Origin of the sequence: Citrobacter sp. Igbk 17 (assembly GCF_028069775.1) — a bacterium.
GTDB lineage: Bacteria > Pseudomonadota > Gammaproteobacteria > Enterobacterales > Enterobacteriaceae > Citrobacter.
In genome coordinates this window covers 15,449-31,265 of record NZ_JANEWI010000005.1, presented here as the reverse complement: position 1 = coordinate 31,265, position 15,817 = coordinate 15,449, and the positions used below count along the sequence as shown (strand labels likewise).

At 51.8% G+C, this 15,817-nt stretch carries 18 protein-coding genes; 5 read left to right on the top strand and 13 right to left on the bottom strand.

Going from position 1 to position 15,817, the window contains the following annotated elements; all coding sequences use genetic code 11:
* Positions 1-7 precede the first annotated feature (7 nt).
* The 4 genes from NNO08_RS04530 (at position 8) to NNO08_RS04515 (ending at position 5,431) form a co-directional block, all read left to right on the top strand.
* A complete protein-coding gene (locus NNO08_RS04530) occupies positions 8-403 on the top strand; it encodes an enamine/imine deaminase (protein ID WP_137382490.1) in 396 nt (131 codons plus the stop codon).
* An 89-nt stretch (positions 404-492) separates the two neighbouring features.
* The gene (gene tdcG, locus NNO08_RS04525) at positions 493-1,857 is read left to right on the top strand and encodes an L-serine ammonia-lyase (protein WP_271456265.1); all 1,365 of its coding nucleotides are present in this window, start codon (positions 493-495) and stop codon (positions 1,855-1,857) included.
* A 907-nt stretch (positions 1,858-2,764) separates the two neighbouring features.
* Positions 2,765-4,096 carry an amino acid permease gene (locus NNO08_RS04520; protein ID WP_040230536.1) on the top strand — a complete coding sequence of 444 codons (1,332 nt, stop codon included), beginning with the start codon at positions 2,765-2,767 and terminating at the stop codon, positions 4,094-4,096.
* 24 nt (positions 4,097-4,120) lie between these two features.
* Complete coding sequence (locus NNO08_RS04515) at positions 4,121-5,431, top strand: L-cysteine desulfidase family protein (protein ID WP_271456264.1); 1,311 nt, start codon at positions 4,121-4,123, stop codon at positions 5,429-5,431.
* Between the two features lie 130 nt (positions 5,432-5,561).
* Here the strand turns inward: NNO08_RS04515 and NNO08_RS04510 are convergent, their stop codons facing one another.
* Together NNO08_RS04510 and NNO08_RS04505 are read right to left on the bottom strand one after the other, a co-directional pair.
* Positions 5,562-5,714 (bottom strand): hypothetical protein, encoded by a 153-nt coding sequence (locus NNO08_RS04510; protein ID WP_271449050.1) that lies wholly within the window; start codon positions 5,712-5,714, stop codon positions 5,562-5,564.
* 26 nt (positions 5,715-5,740) lie between these two features.
* Positions 5,741-6,442, bottom strand: a complete 702-nt coding sequence (locus NNO08_RS04505) for a pirin family protein (RefSeq protein WP_271456263.1) — start codon at positions 6,440-6,442, stop codon at positions 5,741-5,743.
* Between the two features lie 104 nt (positions 6,443-6,546).
* Between NNO08_RS04505 and yhaJ the strand changes: the two genes are divergently transcribed.
* Positions 6,547-7,443, top strand: coding sequence for a DNA-binding transcriptional regulator YhaJ (yhaJ, locus tag NNO08_RS04500; protein WP_271442079.1), 897 nt, complete (start codon positions 6,547-6,549; stop codon positions 7,441-7,443).
* A gap of 64 nt (positions 7,444-7,507) precedes the next feature.
* Here the strand turns inward: yhaJ and NNO08_RS04495 are convergent, their stop codons facing one another.
* From NNO08_RS04495 to exuT, 11 genes are all read right to left on the bottom strand, one after another.
* Positions 7,508-7,873, bottom strand: coding sequence for a DUF805 domain-containing protein (locus NNO08_RS04495; RefSeq protein WP_271442080.1), 366 nt, complete (start codon positions 7,871-7,873; stop codon positions 7,508-7,510).
* A gap of 863 nt (positions 7,874-8,736) precedes the next feature.
* The gene (gene yqjG, locus NNO08_RS04490; protein WP_271456262.1) at positions 8,737-9,723 is read right to left on the bottom strand and encodes a glutathionyl-hydroquinone reductase YqjG; all 987 of its coding nucleotides are present in this window, start codon (positions 9,721-9,723) and stop codon (positions 8,737-8,739) included.
* 190 nt (positions 9,724-9,913) lie between these two features.
* Complete coding sequence (locus NNO08_RS04485) at positions 9,914-10,306, bottom strand: DoxX family protein (RefSeq protein WP_137382498.1); 393 nt, start codon at positions 10,304-10,306, stop codon at positions 9,914-9,916.
* A gap of 183 nt (positions 10,307-10,489) precedes the next feature.
* Positions 10,490-10,789 carry a YqjK-like family protein gene (locus NNO08_RS04480; RefSeq protein ID WP_271456261.1) on the bottom strand — a complete coding sequence of 100 codons (300 nt, stop codon included), beginning with the start codon at positions 10,787-10,789 and terminating at the stop codon, positions 10,490-10,492.
* Positions 10,789-11,184 (bottom strand): phage holin family protein, encoded by a 396-nt coding sequence (locus NNO08_RS04475; RefSeq protein WP_271442083.1) that lies wholly within the window; start codon positions 11,182-11,184, stop codon positions 10,789-10,791. Before NNO08_RS04475 ends, NNO08_RS04480 begins: the two co-directional genes overlap by 1 nt.
* A gap of 2 nt (positions 11,185-11,186) precedes the next feature.
* On the bottom strand, positions 11,187-11,492 hold the full coding sequence (locus tag NNO08_RS04470) for a DUF883 family protein (protein WP_003024832.1): 306 nt from the start codon (positions 11,490-11,492) through the stop codon (positions 11,187-11,189).
* A gap of 33 nt (positions 11,493-11,525) precedes the next feature.
* Positions 11,526-11,894 (bottom strand): DUF1090 domain-containing protein, encoded by a 369-nt coding sequence (locus NNO08_RS04465; protein ID WP_271442084.1) that lies wholly within the window; start codon positions 11,892-11,894, stop codon positions 11,526-11,528.
* Between the two features lie 147 nt (positions 11,895-12,041).
* Positions 12,042-12,425, bottom strand: coding sequence for an EnvZ/OmpR regulon moderator MzrA (mzrA, locus tag NNO08_RS04460; protein ID WP_137382502.1), 384 nt, complete (start codon positions 12,423-12,425; stop codon positions 12,042-12,044).
* A 3-nt stretch (positions 12,426-12,428) separates the two neighbouring features.
* On the bottom strand, positions 12,429-13,091 hold the full coding sequence (gene yqjA / locus NNO08_RS04455; RefSeq protein WP_005131462.1) for a DedA family general envelope maintenance protein YqjA: 663 nt from the start codon (positions 13,089-13,091) through the stop codon (positions 12,429-12,431).
* 349 nt (positions 13,092-13,440) lie between these two features.
* Entirely contained in the window at positions 13,441-14,217 is a 777-nt protein-coding gene (gene exuR, locus NNO08_RS04450; protein WP_005131459.1) for a transcriptional regulator ExuR, read from the bottom strand.
* 134 nt (positions 14,218-14,351) lie between these two features.
* On the bottom strand, positions 14,352-15,653 hold the full coding sequence (exuT, locus tag NNO08_RS04445; protein ID WP_048213342.1) for a hexuronate transporter ExuT: 1,302 nt from the start codon (positions 15,651-15,653) through the stop codon (positions 14,352-14,354).
* Positions 15,654-15,817: the final 164 nt, after the last annotated feature.

Below are 15,817 nucleotides of genomic sequence, written 5' to 3'. Positions count from 1 at the left end.
AGGGGCTATGAGAAAAGTTATTGCAACTGAATGTGCGCCAGGAGCCATTGGTCCTTACGTACAGGGTGTGGATCTGGGCAGCATGGTGTTCACGTCGGGTCAAATCCCGGTATGCCCACAGACCGGTGATGTGGCTGACAACGTGGTCGATCAGGCGCGTCAGAGTCTGGAAAACGTGAAAGCGATTGTCGAGTCCGCCGGTTTGAAAGTGAGCGACATCGTGAAAACCACCGTTTTCGTTGCTGACCTGAATGACTTCGCCACCATTAACCAGGTGTACCAGCAGTTCTTTGATGAGCACAAGGCTATCTACCCCACGCGCAGTTGCGTGCAGGTCGCCCGCTTACCGAAGGATGTGAAGCTGGAGATCGAAGCCATCGCCGTACGTGGCGACACGGTGTAATCCCCTGCGGGGCGGTCGTGCGGATCGCCCCGATCCTTTAATGAGTGTGAAACCTGGTCTTCACTGAACGGCAATCCGAGGGTGTGGATATGATTAGCGCATTCGATATTTTTAAGATTGGCATTGGACCTTCCAGCTCCCATACCGTGGGACCCATGAACGCAGGCAAAAGCTTTATCGATCTGTTGGCCAGCAGCGGAGAACTCCCCAGTGCCACGCATATTGTGGTCGATCTTTATGGATCACTTTCCCTAACCGGGAAAGGTCATGCGACAGATGTCGCCATCATGATGGGGCTGGCCGGTAACAGTCCGCAAAACGTCAATATTGATTCAATCGCTGGTTTTACTCAGGAAGTGGCCCGTACCGGACGTTTACCGGTTGCCGAGGGCACACATGTTGTCGATTTCTCCCCAGACGAAAATATTCTCTTTCATACCGAAACACTGCCGCGCCATGAAAATGGTATGCGTATCACCGCGTGGAACGGCACCGAAACGCTATTAAGCAAAACTTATTACTCTGTCGGTGGTGGTTTTATCGTTGAAGAGGCGCAATTTGGCCAGGCACATGACGTTGAAGCACACGTGCCCTACAACTTTCATTCCGCCGGCGAACTGCTGAAACTGTGCGAGCGAAATGGACTTTCCGTTTCCGGTCTGATGATGCAAAACGAACTGGCGATGCGCAGCAAAGAAGAGATTGATGCTGGCTTTGCCGCGATCTGGGATGTCATGCACGCCGGTATTGAACGCGGCATGAACACCGAAGGCGTTCTGCCTGGTCCACTCAATGTTCCGCGTCGCGCCGTGGCACTGCGCCGGTTACTGGTCTCCAGCGATAACTTGTCCAGCGATCCGATGAACGTCATTGACTGGATCAACATGTTCGCGCTGGCCGTGAGCGAAGAAAACGCCGCCGGGTGTCGGGTTGTGACCGCACCGACCAATGGCGCATGCGGGATTATCCCTGCCGTGCTGGCTTATTACGACAAATTCCGCCGTCCGGTGAATGCCAATTCCATCGCCCGCTATTTACTGGCTGCCGGGGCGATAGGCGCGCTGTATAAGATGAACGCCTCGATTTCTGGTGCCGAAGTCGGCTGTCAGGGCGAAATTGGTGTGGCCTGCTCAATGGCGGCGGCCGGGCTGACGGAATTGCTTGGTGGTAGCCCTGCGCAGGTCTGCATTGCGGCTGAGATCGCGATGGAGCATAACCTTGGCCTTACCTGTGACCCGGTGGCCGGACAAGTGCAGATACCGTGCATTGAGCGTAATGCGATCAACGCAGTGAAAGCCGTCAACGCCGCGCGCATGGCGTTACGCCGGACGTCCGAGCCACGCGTGTCACTCGATAAAGTGATCGAGACCATGTACGAGACGGGCAAAGACATGAACGACAAATACCGTGAAACCTCACGTGGAGGCCTGGCAATTAAAGTGGTTTGTACCTGAGGTTAATGGCCGTGATTACGGTTTGCATGCTTTTGTAGGCCGGATAAGGCGCAAGCGCCGCCATCCGGCAGTGAATCAATCAACATGGCGTGATAAAAAGGTGCACTTTGGTGTAATACCGCTCAGTTAAGTATGTATGGTGAGTATGTGATTCTTGCTTAGGGTTCCGTTCACCTCAGCGGTGTCATTTCTCTGAAACGCCGTTACCCGTGAACGTGCAAGGGAGGCTCACCGCCGCCTCCCTTGCATCCCAGGCTCCCGGCGGAAAATCGTCGCTACGCGATTCATTCGTCTTATGCCGTCTGCCTGTCGGGTCGGGGTCGAGCCTGCGTCCATGCAGGCCGTCCCCTCTGCCCGCATCCCTGCGGGCAGCCCCGGTCAGCCGTCAACACCTCATCGATTTTCAGCCGGATATGGGTCATCGCTTCAACTCTCTGACTTTCAGTTAAATCGCTTTTGCTGTTCAGACATATTCAAATAAAAATACAGGTGGTCAGGCGTGGCGGAGAACGCCCTTTACACGTTCACAGGAATCGATGTTTCAGAGAAAGGATGAACATGAGGTGAACGGAACCCTTTCTCTGAGAGCGCATATTCATAATTTCTACCCGCACAGGTGATACTTTCTGAAACTGAGGCGTTCACTGATCAGTCATTACGCTTTAGTGCGACTTTTTTGTTGTGATCTGCTTCAAAAATAGAAATTAATAACACCTTAAATAAATTAAAGAGAAAATATTTCTTAACTATCAGCAATTACAGGGGCTTGTTTGTGAAGTTTTTCTCTAACCCTGCGCGTATGATTTCTTCATTCTAATAGCTTGCCTGCATCTCATGTACTGCGTATCGCCTTGAAGCAGTGCGATAAAATAAAAAAAACCTCTACCTACACATTAAGCGGGAAATTATGGAAACGGCAACGAATAGTAGCGTAATACTCGACGCATCAGCGCCTGCGCGTCGGGCGGGAATGACCGAAAGTGAATGGCGGGAAGCCATTAAGTTCGACAGCACGGACACGGGCTGGGTCATTATGAGTATTGGTATGGCAATTGGTGCGGGGATTGTTTTCCTTCCCGTCCAGGTAGGGCTGATGGGGCTGTGGGTTTTCTTGCTCTCCTCTATTATCGGCTATCCTGCGATGTATTTATTCCAGCGCCTGTTTATCAACACGCTGGCGGAATCCCCGGAATGCAAAGACTACCCGAGCGTAATCAGCGGTTATTTGGGTAAAAACTGGGGCATCCTGTTAGGTGCATTATATTTTGTGATGCTGGTTATCTGGATGTTCGTTTACTCCACGGCTATCACTAACGATAGCGCCTCTTATCTGCACACGTTTGGCGTCACTGAAGGGTTGCTGTCTGACAGCCCGTTCTATGGACTGGTGCTGATTTGCATCCTCGTTGCCATCTCGTCACGCGGAGAAAAACTGCTGTTTAAGATCTCCACGGGCATGGTGTTGACCAAGCTGTTGGTGGTTGCTGCACTTGGTGTTTCGATGGTGGGGATGTGGCATTTGTATAACGCGGGCTCACTGCCGCCGATGGCGCTGCTGATCAAAAACGCAATTATCACGCTGCCGTTTACCCTGACTTCTATTCTGTTTATTCAGACGCTAAGCCCGATGGTTATTTCGTACCGCTCTCGTGAGAAATCGATTGAGGTGGCACGCCATAAAGCTCTGCGTGCTATGAACATCGCGTTCGGTATTCTGTTTGTCACCGTCTTTTTCTACGCCGTTTCCTTCACGCTGGCGATGGGCCACGACGAAGCGGTTAAAGCCTATGAGCAGAATATTTCCGCTCTGGCGATTGCCGCGCAGTTTATCAGTGGTGATGGTGCAGGTTGGGTAAAAATCGTCAGCGTTATCCTGAACATTTTCGCCGTGATGACCGCCTTCTTCGGTGTTTACCTGGGCTTTCGTGAAGCAACTCAGGGGATCGTGATGAATGTGCTGCGCCGCAAAATGCCAGCCGAGAAGATCAACGAAACTCTGGTTCAACGCGGCATTATGGTCTTCGCTATCTTACTGGCCTGGAGTGCGATTGTGCTCAATGCGCCAGTACTGAGCTTCACCTCTATTTGTAGCCCAATTTTCGGCATGGTGGGTTGCTTGATCCCGGCCTGGCTGGTCTACAAAGTTCCTGCATTGCACAAATACAAAGGCGCCTCTCTGTACCTGATTATCGTCACTGGCCTGTTGTTGTGCGTTTCTCCGTTCCTGGCATTTTCCTGAGTTATCTGAGCAAGGGTTGTTGTTATGTTTGAGACTACATTGAATCCATTATGGGATAGTTTTATTCGCGCGGTGCAGGAAGAAGTGAAACCTGCGCTGGGTTGTACTGAACCTATCTCTCTGGCTCTGGCGGCAGCCGTCGCTTCTGCTGAGCTGGACGGCGCGGTGGAACGCATTGATGCGTGGGTCTCACCAAACCTGATGAAGAACGGCATGGGCGTTACCGTGCCGGGTACCGGGATGGTTGGTCTTCCCGTTGCGGCTGCGCTGGGCGCTTTGGGGGGAAATGCCGGGGCTGGGTTAGAAGTATTGAAAGACGCATCGCCACAAGCGATTGCCGATGCGAAAGCGATGCTGACCGCCGGGAAGGTGGCGGTGATGCTGCAGGAGCCTTGCGAGGATATCCTCTTTTCCCGCGCTAAGGTATACAGCTCGGAAGGTTGGGCGTGCGTGACGATTGTCGGCGGCCATACCAACATTGTGCATATCGAGACCAACAAAGGCGTGGTGTTTACTCAGCCTGAGCAGGTTCAGGCTGATGAGCAGGAATCCCCACTGGCAGCGTTATCCCACACGTCGCTGGAAGAGATTGTGTCATTTGTGAATGCTGTGCCGTTTGACGCTATTCGCTTTATTCTTGATGCGGCAAAACTGAACGGTGCGTTGTCTCAGGAAGGACTAAGCGGTAGCTGGGGCTTGCATATCGGCACCACGCTAGAGAAACAGTGCGCACGTGGTCTGCTGGCTAACGATCTCTCAACCGCCATTCTTATTCGTACCAGCGCGGCATCGGATGCGCGAATGGGCGGGGCGACGTTGCCCGCAATGAGCAATTCCGGTTCCGGCAATCAGGGTATTACTGCCACCATTCCGGTGATGGTGGTGGCTGAGCACTTTGGGGCCGATGAAGAGAAACTGGCACGTGCGCTGATGTTATCTCACCTGAGTGCTATCTACATCCATCATCAGCTTCCGCGTTTGTCTGCGCTGTGTGCGGCAACGACCGCAGCAATGGGCGCCGCGGCAGGTATGGCATGGGTGGTGGATGGTCGTTACGACACTATCGCTATGGCTATTAGCAGCATGATTGGCGATGTGAGTGGGATGATTTGTGATGGCGCCTCGAACAGCTGCGCAATGAAAGTCTCTACCAGTGCGTCAGCAGCCTGGAAAGCGGTACTCATGGCGCTGGACGATACCGCAGTGACGGGGAATGAAGGTATTGTGGCGCATAACGTAGAGCAATCTATCTCTAACTTGTGTGCGCTGGCGTGTCGTTCAATGCAGGAGACCGACAAGCAGATCATTGAGATTATGGCCAGCAAAGCACATTAATCTGGCGACTGACTGCCTGATGGCGCGCAGCTTTCTGGCCTACGGGTGTGCATCGTTACAAAACCGTAGGCCGGATAAGACGTATTAGCGTCGCCATCCGGCAGGCCGCTGTCTGACCTACGATTACCTGTCAGAGAGCGGCTTCTTCTTCTTCCAGCCGTAGCTCGGCATCAGCAACGATTGCTTCCAGTTCCGTTAGCAGGTCCTCGTAGCCAAAGACGACGGTTTCCTGTTTTTTGGCCTCAACCCGCGGCTGGCGTTTTTTTGATGACTTCTTGCTCAATAGTCGTACTCCCTTGATTCTAATGACTATACGGGCAAATCTATCAGCAAAGCGCGCAATGGGGTATCGGCAACTAACGTTATGTTAGTTTCATCACGAATAAATGCGCCATCACCGCAGGTAAGCGCCTCTTTTTCAGCACCTGAAGTGACCGCGTGGAATGTGCCATGGATCGACTGCAAATACGCGCGATGCCCATGCAATTGAAAACTCAGTGATTCACCTTTTTGCAGCTCAACATGATGTACCCAGACCTGCTGGCGAAGATGCAGGCTGCCCTGCTCACCGTCAGGTGAAGCAAGCAGTTGATGCTTGCCGGCATTCAGTATCGCTTTTTGCACGCAGGAATTTTCTCGCTGCGGGCAGGCGTCCAGCCATAGCTGCATTCTGGTCAGGGGTTTATCTTTGCTGATATTGTGTTCGCTGTAGCTGATCCCAGGTTGCGTAGCGAGCAGTAACACCTCTCCGGCTTTGGCCTGAATATGGTTACCTTCGCTGTCGCGATACTCTGCTTCCCCTTCGAGGATCAGATTGACGATATCAACCTTTGGATAGGTACGTGGCTGGAAAGAGGCCCCCGGTGCCAGAACTTCCTGGTTCAGAACACGCAGCGAGGCATAACCCAGCAATTTAGGATCAAAATAGTGTCCAAAGGAGAAGGTATAACGGGCCTGCAGCCAGCCGTAGTCTGCTTGCCCGCATTGTTTGGCTGTACGGGTAGTAATCATAGTTCTTGACCTCTCTTTACTTCCTTTTATGTTAAATGGCTAGACGCTGCATTGTTAGCCAGATATTCTGCCCGGTATGTTCAAATTTCCTGAATGAGAACGAGATGGCCAAAGAACGGGCTTTAACGCTTGAAGCGTTACGCGTCATGGACGCAATAGACAGGCGCGGCAGCTTTGCCGCCGCGGCAGATGAACTGGGACGCGTACCTTCCGCCCTCAGCTACACCATGCAGAAACTGGAAGAAGAGCTGGATGTTGTGCTGTTTGACCGCTCTGGTCACCGCACAAAATTTACCAACGTCGGGCGTATGCTGCTTGAACGTGGCCGCGTGTTGCTGGAGGCTGCGGATAAGCTGACGACCGATGCTGAAGCGCTGGCCCGTGGTTGGGAAACGCATCTGACGATTGTCACCGAAGCGTTGGTGCCAACGGCGGCATTCTTCCCGCTTATCGACCGCCTTGCCGGAAAGGCAAACACGCAGCTTTCCGTTATCACTGAAGTGCTGGCCGGGGCGTGGGAGCGTCTGGAGCAGGGCAGAGCGGATATCGTGATCGCGCCGGATATGCATTTCCGCTCATCATCAGAAATTAACTCGCGCAAACTGTACTCGCTGATGAACGTCTATGTGGCGGCACCGGATCACCCGATCCACCAGGAGCCGGAACCGTTGTCTGAAGTCACCCGTGTGAAATACCGGGGCATAGCGGTGGCGGATACGGCCCGTGAACGCCCGGTGCTGACCGTTCAGCTTCTCGATAAACAACCGCGTCTGACGGTCAGTACTATTGAAGATAAGCGTCAGGCGCTGTTAGCCGGGCTGGGTGTAGCGACCATGCCGTATCCGTTGGTCGAAGAGGATATTGCCGCAGGCCGGCTGCGTGTGGTTAGCCCGGAATCGACAAATGAAATAGATATCATCATGGCCTGGCGTCGGGACAGTATGGGCGAAGCGAAGTCCTGGTGTTTGCGGGAAATCCCGAAACTGTTTGCGGGTAAATAGCCTGACTGTTACGCCGGATGCGGTGCAATTGCACCTTATCCGGCCTACAAAAGGATGTATGACGTCAGGACAGCTGTTTAGGGTCAGTGCCGAAGCGGTTGCTACCTGGCGTGCCGTTTTGGCAGTTGAAAAGGATGATGACCAACCAGCCAATGATGGGGATCAGTAATACTAACAGCCACCATGCCGAACGGTCGGTGTCATGCAAACGCCGAAACTGAACAGCCCACCACGGTATAAAAACCAGAATTGCATAAATCGTTGTTAATACGCCTTCTCCCCCGGCACGTTGCCAGCCAAACATCCTGTCTAACACGCTCAGCACGAACGTAAAGATGATGTTGACCAAAATAAACATCCAGTACTCTTTGCGCCGTGCACGACCACCAAAACCAAAGTAGTTCTTTAATACGTTTAAATACCAATCCATTTTCGCCTCGTTTTGCGTTCAATTACTTGTTTTTAAAGCAATCAAAATAAGAATAGCTGCGAATGAAATGATGGTAAATATTTACGGTATTAATTATTTGGCCCGCTGATGGGTAATACTTATCTGTGAACGCCTTAGTTTCAGAAACTATCGCCTGTGTGGTAGAAGTTATGAATATGCGCTCTCAGAGAAAGGGTTCCGTTCACCTTATGTTCATCGTTTCTCTGAGACATCGATTCCTGTGAACGTGTAAAGGGCGTTCTCCGCCACGCCCTTTACAATCCCGGCTCCCGGCACGGAAAATTGCCACTTCGTGGTTCCCTCCGCTTATTCCTTCAGGCTTTCGGGCCGGGCGCGATGAAGCGTCCTTGCAAAGCGCGCCCTGAACCCGCATCCCTGCGGGTTCTCCCGGCCTTACGGAAACACGTCGGCAATTTTCAGCCGGACCAGCCACACCTGACCATCTGTATTTTTATTTGAATATATCTGAACAGCAAAACAGATTTTACTGGAAGTCAGAGCGTTGAAGCGATGACCCATGTCCGGCTGAAAATCGATGAGGCGTTGACGGCTGACCGGGTCTGTCCGCAGGGATGCGGGCAGAGGGGACGGCCTGCAGGGATGCAGGCTCGGCCCCGACCCGACAGGCAGACGGCATAAGACGAATGAATCGCGCAGCGACGATTTTCCCGCCGGGAGCCTGGGTTGCAAGGGAGGCGGCGGTGAGCCTCCCTTGCACGTTCACGGGTAACGGCGTTTCAGAGATATGACACCGCTGAGGTGAACGGAACCCTGAGCAAGAATCACATGTTCACCATAAATGCTTAGCTGAACGGCATTGCCCAAAAGGGGACCAGTGTAAATCACGCGAAACGCTCGTCACGCCCGTGAGGTTCGTTGAGATCCTGCCACGGGCCGACAGAAATAATACCGGTCGGGTTAATGGTCTTGTGACTGCGGAAATAGTGATTGCGGATGTGATCGAAATTGACGGTGTCCGCAATGCCTGGTATCTGGTAGATATCACGCAGAAAACCGTACAGATTCAGATAGTCACTGATCCGATGCTTGTCGCATTTGAAGTGGGTGACATACACCGGATCAAAACGTACCAGCGTAGTCCATAGGCGAATGTCAGCCTCTGTTAACTGGTCGCCAGTCAGGTAGCGATGCTGACCGAGAATCTGTTCCAGCCGCGCCAGTGATTCAAAGACTTTTTCGACTGCGCTGTCATACGCTTCCTGGCTGGTAGCAAAACCAGCTTTATAAACGCCATTATTGACGTTGTCATAAATCCAACTGTTCAGATCGTCAATTTTGCTTTGCAGGGCTGGTGGATAGTAATCCCCGGCTTTTGCGCCCAGCGCATCAAACGCGGTGTTAAACATGCGGATAATTTCTGCCGATTCGTTGCTGACGATGGTGTGATTTTTTTTATCCCACAGCACCGGAACCGTTACCCGGCCGCTGTAGTGCGGATCGGCGTGTAAATACAGTTGATAGAGAAACTCGTGCTGATAAAGCGTATCACCTGTTGCTGCCGGAAAGTTGTTATCAAACGTCCAGCCGTTTTCCAGCATCAGCGGATTCACTACGGAAACGGAAATGAAGGGTTCCAGACCTTTGAGTTTACGCATAATCAGCGTGCGATGCGCCCACGGGCAGGCCAGAGAAACATACAGATGATAGCGGTCTTTTTCGGCGGCAAAACCACCTTCGCCAGTTGGGCCTGGCGCGCCATCAGCGGTAAGCCAGTTACGGAAAGCCGATGCGGAGCGTTGGAATTTTCCGCCGGTTGATTTGGTATCATACCAGGTGTCATGCCAGACGCCGTCAATCAGTTGTCCCATTATCTCTCTCCCGAATAGCAAAACGAGGAGTTAATCCCCTCGTCTTTTAATAAGTATATACCCTACATAATTCGAGTTGCAGGAAGTCGGCAAGGGAAGACATTCCCCAGGAGCATAGATAACTATGTGACTGGGGTTTCTGAGTGTAGCCAACACACCTGCAACTTGAAGAATGACGGGTATAGTTTGATTACCACTTTTTATTCAGTACGCGGTCGATACTGAATGCGCCTGGACCCGTGATGGCCAGCAGCAGGAAACCGCCTGCGATGGTCAGGTTTTTCATGAACATCAGAGAGTTCATCCCTTCCGCAAAGTTGCTGTGGAAGATGAACGCGGTCAGCAGGGTGAAGCCTGCGGTGAACAGCGCGGTAGTACGGGTCAGGAAACCAAACAGGATTGCCAGGCCGCCGCCGAACTCAAGCAGAATAACCAGCGGCAACATAAAACCAGGGACGCCCATGGCTTCCATATACTGTTGGGTACCCGCATATCCGGTGATCTTTCCCCAACCTGCAGTAATAAACAGGATTGGCATCAGAATGCGCGCTACCAGTACACCAACATCTTCTAATTTTTTCATCGTACTCTCCAGGAAACCACTCAGGCGGATTGTTTTGTCTTTTGTGCATCAACGCTGCAGAGCGCGTCGTTGCTGTCGATGGAGAGAATCATAGACGTGCTGAATGACAATTGTTAGCAAGGAAAACTGTCAGTAATTTTCAAAAAATTTGAGGAACCCGCAAAATAGGGGATACGGCAGGGGTTAACCGCGCAATTGTTGCTGTCTGATTGTCGATTTAATCAGACGCCATGCGCTCCAGACACTAAAGCCGCGTTTAGCCCAGCGAACCAGCAGATTAGGATTACGAATGGTCCGTACAGCCATAATACTGCTGCCGACCAGCACCCAGGCGCGCAGGTTCAGCAGCGTTTTCCAGCCACGATCGTATACGTCTGTAACCTCCAGCCAGTCGCGGCGGGCGGCAGACAGATCCAGCCGTTGCTGCTGGATCTGACCAAGCAGTTGTGCCTTACGTTTTTGGCGCTCGACTTTACTGCTCATTAGACATCATCCTCCAGGGCCTGCCTGTCATTAGCAAGTTCGTGGCGTGTATGGCGTAAGAGTGTTGATTTACGGGCTTTACGTAATGTCCATATCCCGCCAACGAGCGCCAAAAGCAACAGCACAACGGTGGTGGCAATCATCGCGTTCAGGCGGTACTGAGGGTCAATGGCCCAGATGATAAGCACCATCAGGCTCATCAGCCCAAATGCCGCAAAGAGCATAGTCAGTCCCAGCATCAGCACGATCTGGACAAGGTTAGCTTTTTCCTCTTCCAGCTCAACGACGGCCAGCCGTAATCGGGTCTCTACGATCTCAACGAGAATCGTGAGGATCCGTTGTCCAATCCCCAGGACGCTTTTGCCCGGACCTTGCGCGTGTTGAGAGTCAGCCATTGTTAGCGGCGCGACAGCAGTACACCAAGCACCACACCGACCGCAGCGCCAATACCAACGCCTGTCCATGGGTTTTCGCGCACATAGTTATCGGCTTTGGCGGCAGCTTCACGGGTTTGCTTAGCAATCACATCGCTGGTCTCGCTCAGGCGATGGCGGCTCTCGCGCAGCGCATGTTCAGCTTTGCTGCGAATTTTACTCATCTCTTCCTTCGACTTATCGCCAGAGGAGCTCAGTACTTCTTCGAGCGTATCCGCAAGGGATTTCAGCTCAGCGCGCAGATTTTCCGTAGCGTTATCTTTCGACATAGTTTTCTCCAGGTGAGTGGGTAGTTACCGTACTTAGTAATCGCGGGTCTCAAGTTCCTTCAGCTCTTTTTGAGCCTCTGCAAGCTTACGTTCGCGTTTTGCGATTTTATCCGCATCGCCTTTTTGCTTCGCTTCGGCTAAATCACGCTGACGTTCGGCTATCTCATTTTTCTGCTCTGCGATTTTTTTCTGGTGATTCGCGCGCAGTTTGCTGTCAGTACAGTTTGCCCGAACTTCACTAAGCGCTTTGTTCAACCCATTGATGCGGCTCTGATTGTTGTGCTTTTCGGCATAACTAATTTCCCGCTGAATATCTTGTTCTTTTTCCTGACAGAGGGAGTTAGCGTAGCTGCCGGCACTGAGAGCGAAAAGACTAATTGCCAAAGCGATGCGGTATTTCATTCTTGAACCTTCCATTGTGATTCGACCCGGTGCTTTGGGTCGATGCTCCAGAATAATAAAGCTGTAGGTCATAACTTCAGTTTATTAATCATAGGCACTAAACGGTGAAATCACCAAAGTGAGTGATCTAATTCAGATTCCTGGAGATTAACCAAAGCGGTGCGGTGTATCCCGTAAACGAGATAACCACTGCACTGCCTGATTGTCATCATCCTGTTGAGCAATAACGAAGCCGTGTGGCAACGTTCTGTCCAGTACAGCTTTTGCGGCTGCGCTCTGCGCGCTGGAATCAAAGGTGATCAGCAGCGCGTCATTTTGCGGAGTAATACTTTTAAAACGAATGCCGTTGGCATCCAGATGATGCCAGATAGAGAAGCCGTCTGGCATGCTGGCACCCTGGTTTATGGCGCGAATGGCAAGCGTCGATTCCTGCTGGCGAATGACCGACCAGGTCAGGATTAACGCGCCCAAAAACAGCATAAAGGAGGTGGTCCAGGCCAGTCGTCGGAGCGTTATGCGTGATTTCAGCATAATTTACCCTCGGTTCCCGTATTTCTTTTTCCAGAGTACAACCAGTGAACCGGCAAGGCCAACCACCAGTAATACGACAGGAAGCAGCATCAGGCAGGACATGAGCTGATCTTCATACTTAAGAAAAACAGGTGTTTTGCCCAGTAGATAGCCCAGCGTTGTCAAAATCAGTACCCACAATAGACCGCTCATCCAATTGAAGAACTGAAAACGCGCATTATTCAGGCCTGACAGCCCGGCAATGGTCGGCAGTAATGTTCTGACAAACGCAATGAAGCGACCGACCAACAGCGCGGATAAGCCATGTTTGTGGAAAAGATGATGCGCGCGTTGGTGATAATGAGCCGGAAGATGAGAAAGCCAGTTCTGCACGGTGCGGGTATTACCTAGCCATCGGCCCTGAATATAGCTGAGCCAACAACCGAGGCTGGCTGCGGTGGTGAGTAGCAGTACCGTTTGCGGAAAACCCATTGCGCCTTTGGCAATAAGTACGCCGACCAGTACCAGCAAACTGTCGCCAGGTAAAAAGGCCGCTGGTAGCAACCCATTTTCCAGAAACAAAATTGTAAACAGTACAAAATACAGCATACCAATCATGGAAGGATTGGCCAGAGTTTCAAAATCCTGAGCCCATAAAGCATTCAGTAATTGAGTCAGTAGTTCCATTCAGTATTCCTGGAGAATCGGTTATGGTCACGCCGTTGTTCTTGAGTTTGTAATGCCGCGATTTTATTGGTGTTTTTTGCATGGATCGCGGTCTGCACAAATTCACGGCCTGAACTGTTCCCTGTTAAGTTGTGAAGTAAGCAAGCACTAACACATAAAAAATTCAAAACGCTTTTAATTGTAACAAAGGTCAACGTAGTCCGTTATATAAATTACGGTGGTTGAACTCTGATTTTGCTTATCGCAATGGAGTGAGGCGAGAGGATTTACACAGGCTGACACTTTATACCTAATGCTTACCGAGTGTCAGAAACAGGCGCTATTACCGCGCCTGTGAAAGTCAGAACGTTTATTTTGTGCTGTTTGCAGCTGTATCCAGATGAACGACCGGATTTTCTGTGAAAAGGTAACGATCCGCGTTGAACTCGAAATCATCGCTGGTTTCGTTAAACAGCATCTGTTTCGTGTTCTCAAGGTGCTGCCACATCGCCAGTTTGGCTGCATGCGGATCTTTGCGAATTAATGCCCGCAGGATCTGGTCATGGTCATCACACCAGTTGTCTACCGTGCGCAGATCAATGTGATCGTGCAATTTCTTCCAGTAGGGGTTATGAACGCGCTGAGTCCACATTTTTTCAACAATGGCGGCCAGAGCTGAGTTTTGCGTCGCGAGCGCGACCTGAACATGAAACTGCAGGTCCCATTCGGAGTCACGAAAGCTTTTTTCGTTGCGCGACTTCTCCTGGATTTCCATCAGTTTCATGATGTCCTGCTTGGTCACCTGAGTGGCGGCAAACTCGGCGATGTTGCTCTCAATAAGTTGACGCGCTTGCAGCAATTCAAAAGGACCATAGCTGGCGAATTCCAGACCTTCGTCGGGAGCAACATAATGTTTGGGTTGGTTAGAGATGACGTGGATACCCGATCCTTTACGCACCTCAACATAGCCTTCAACCTCGAGCATGATAATCGCTTCACGAACCACGGTACGGCTGACATTCTTTTCATCGGCAATAAAGCGCTCGGCGGGAAGTTTATCGCCCACCAGATAGACGCCTTGCTCGATGCGTTCTTTTAGATCGGCAGCAAGTTGTTGGTACAAACGTCGTGGTTCAGTGATTTCCATATGCACTCCAGGCATGATACGGCAGACTATATTTGTTATACCACTTTTGCGATGGCGGCTCTACTCGCACCGACAAAAAAGCCGCCAGTCAACTGGCGGCTCTGCATTATATACCTATGACGACTCGCGTCAGGTTAATTTTGCGTAGCGGGAGAGCCGGTTTGCGGGCCCGAATCAATCTCGCTTGCCGACTTGTTCTGCAGTACCGTCCAGATGACTAACGCACCAAGCAGGTCGAATACTGCCAGTACGGCGAACAGTGGGCTAAAGCCGATGGTGTCAGCCAGGGCACCAACGACCAGGGCAAACAGAGTACTCGCCAGCCAGGCAGACATCCCCGTCAGGCCGTTAGCGGTCGCGACTTCATTGCGGCCAAATACGTCAGAAGAGAGCGTAATCAGCGCGCCAGACAGTGCCTGGTGAGCAAAACCACCGACGCACAGCAGGGCGATAGCAATATACGGGCTGGTGAACAGACCAATCATCCCTGGGCCAATCATCAGCAGTGCGCCCATGGTGACGACCATTTTACGGGACACGATCAGGTTTACGCCGAACCAACGCTGGAACAGTGGCGGTAAGTAACCCCCGATGATACAGCCGAGGTCAGCGAACAGCATTGGCATCCACGCGAACATCGCAATCTCTTTCAGGTTAAAGCCGTAGACTTTAAACATGAACAGCGGGATCCAGGCGTTGAATGTACCCCAGGCCGGCTCTGCCAGGAAACGCGGCAGCGCGATGCCCCAGAACTGGCGGTTACGCAGGATCTGGCCAAGCGACATTTTCTTCGCGGTACTGTTTTTATGCTGTGATTCCTGACCGTTAAGGATGTAATCACGCTCTTCGTCAGACAGTTTTTTCTGGTCGCGTGGGTGTTTATAGAAAACAAGCCAGGACATCGCCCAGATGAAGCTCAGGGCACCAGAAATAATGAACGCCATCTGCCAGCTGTGCATGACGATAGCCCACACGACCAGCGGCGGAGCGATCATCGCGCCGATAGAAGAACCAACGTTAAAGTAACCGACAGCAATAGAACGCTCTTTTGCCGGGAACCATTCAGAACTGGCTTTCAGACCCGCTGGGATCATCGCGGCTTCTGCGGCACCGACTGCACCTCGTGCCAGTGCCAGTCCACCCCAGCTACCAGCCAGCGCCGTGGCACCACAGAAGACGGCCCACAGAACGGCGAACATCGCGTAACCTACTTTGGTGCCGAGCACATCCAGCACGTAGCCAGCAACGGGTTGCATTACGGTGTAAGCAGCAGAATACGCTGCGATGATATAGGAGTACTGTTGAGTGGAGATGTGTAACTCTTCCATCAGCGTTGGCGCAGCTGCCGCCACAGTGTTACGTGTCAGGTAACCCAGCACGGTGCCAAGCGTCACCAGTGCGATCATGTACCAACGTAACCCTTTAATTTTACGCATGTAAAACCTCATCGTTTTGTTATGTCCGCTAACGAGCGGTCATCTTCCAGTCCAGGGCGGAGGATGTTCTTTTACGAAGGGCGTGACCGAAAAAAAACCGGCACTGCCCCGAACTTTGCCATGTCAATGATTGTGCTAATTCGGTTTCCGTACCGGTCAATCCG

What these genes read in the sequence shown, in the direction of transcription:
- NNO08_RS04520 (WP_040230536.1), top strand. Translation starts at nt 2,765, where the DNA reads ATGGAAACGGCAACGAATAGTAGCGTAATACTCGACGCATCAGCGCCT.
- NNO08_RS04515 (WP_271456264.1), top strand. Translation starts at nt 4,121, where the DNA reads ATGTTTGAGACTACATTGAATCCATTATGGGATAGTTTTATTCGCGCG.
- mzrA (WP_137382502.1), bottom strand. Translation starts at nt 12,425, where the DNA reads ATGCTGAAATCACGCATAACGCTCCGACGACTGGCCTGGACCACCTCC.
- NNO08_RS04485 (WP_137382498.1), bottom strand. Translation starts at nt 10,306, where the DNA reads ATGAAAAAATTAGAAGATGTTGGTGTACTGGTAGCGCGCATTCTGATG.
- exuR (WP_005131459.1), bottom strand. Translation starts at nt 14,217, where the DNA reads ATGGAAATCACTGAACCACGACGTTTGTACCAACAACTTGCTGCCGAT.
- NNO08_RS04530 (WP_137382490.1), top strand. Translation starts at nt 8, where the DNA reads ATGAGAAAAGTTATTGCAACTGAATGTGCGCCAGGAGCCATTGGTCCT.
- NNO08_RS04470 (WP_003024832.1), bottom strand. Translation starts at nt 11,492, where the DNA reads ATGTCGAAAGATAACGCTACGGAAAATCTGCGCGCTGAGCTGAAATCC.
- NNO08_RS04505 (WP_271456263.1), bottom strand. Translation starts at nt 6,442, where the DNA reads ATGATTACTACCCGTACAGCCAAACAATGCGGGCAAGCAGACTACGGC.
- yhaJ (WP_271442079.1), top strand. Translation starts at nt 6,547, where the DNA reads ATGGCCAAAGAACGGGCTTTAACGCTTGAAGCGTTACGCGTCATGGAC.
- NNO08_RS04495 (WP_271442080.1), bottom strand. Translation starts at nt 7,873, where the DNA reads ATGGATTGGTATTTAAACGTATTAAAGAACTACTTTGGTTTTGGTGGT.
- yqjG (WP_271456262.1), bottom strand. Translation starts at nt 9,723, where the DNA reads ATGGGACAACTGATTGACGGCGTCTGGCATGACACCTGGTATGATACC.
- yqjA (WP_005131462.1), bottom strand. Translation starts at nt 13,091, where the DNA reads ATGGAACTACTGACTCAATTACTGAATGCTTTATGGGCTCAGGATTTT.
- tdcG (WP_271456265.1), top strand. Translation starts at nt 493, where the DNA reads ATGATTAGCGCATTCGATATTTTTAAGATTGGCATTGGACCTTCCAGC.
- NNO08_RS04475 (WP_271442083.1), bottom strand. Translation starts at nt 11,184, where the DNA reads ATGGCTGACTCTCAACACGCGCAAGGTCCGGGCAAAAGCGTCCTGGGG.
- exuT (WP_048213342.1), bottom strand. Translation starts at nt 15,653, where the DNA reads ATGCGTAAAATTAAAGGGTTACGTTGGTACATGATCGCACTGGTGACG.
- NNO08_RS04465 (WP_271442084.1), bottom strand. Translation starts at nt 11,894, where the DNA reads ATGAAATACCGCATCGCTTTGGCAATTAGTCTTTTCGCTCTCAGTGCC.
- NNO08_RS04480 (WP_271456261.1), bottom strand. Translation starts at nt 10,789, where the DNA reads ATGAGCAGTAAAGTCGAGCGCCAAAAACGTAAGGCACAACTGCTTGGT.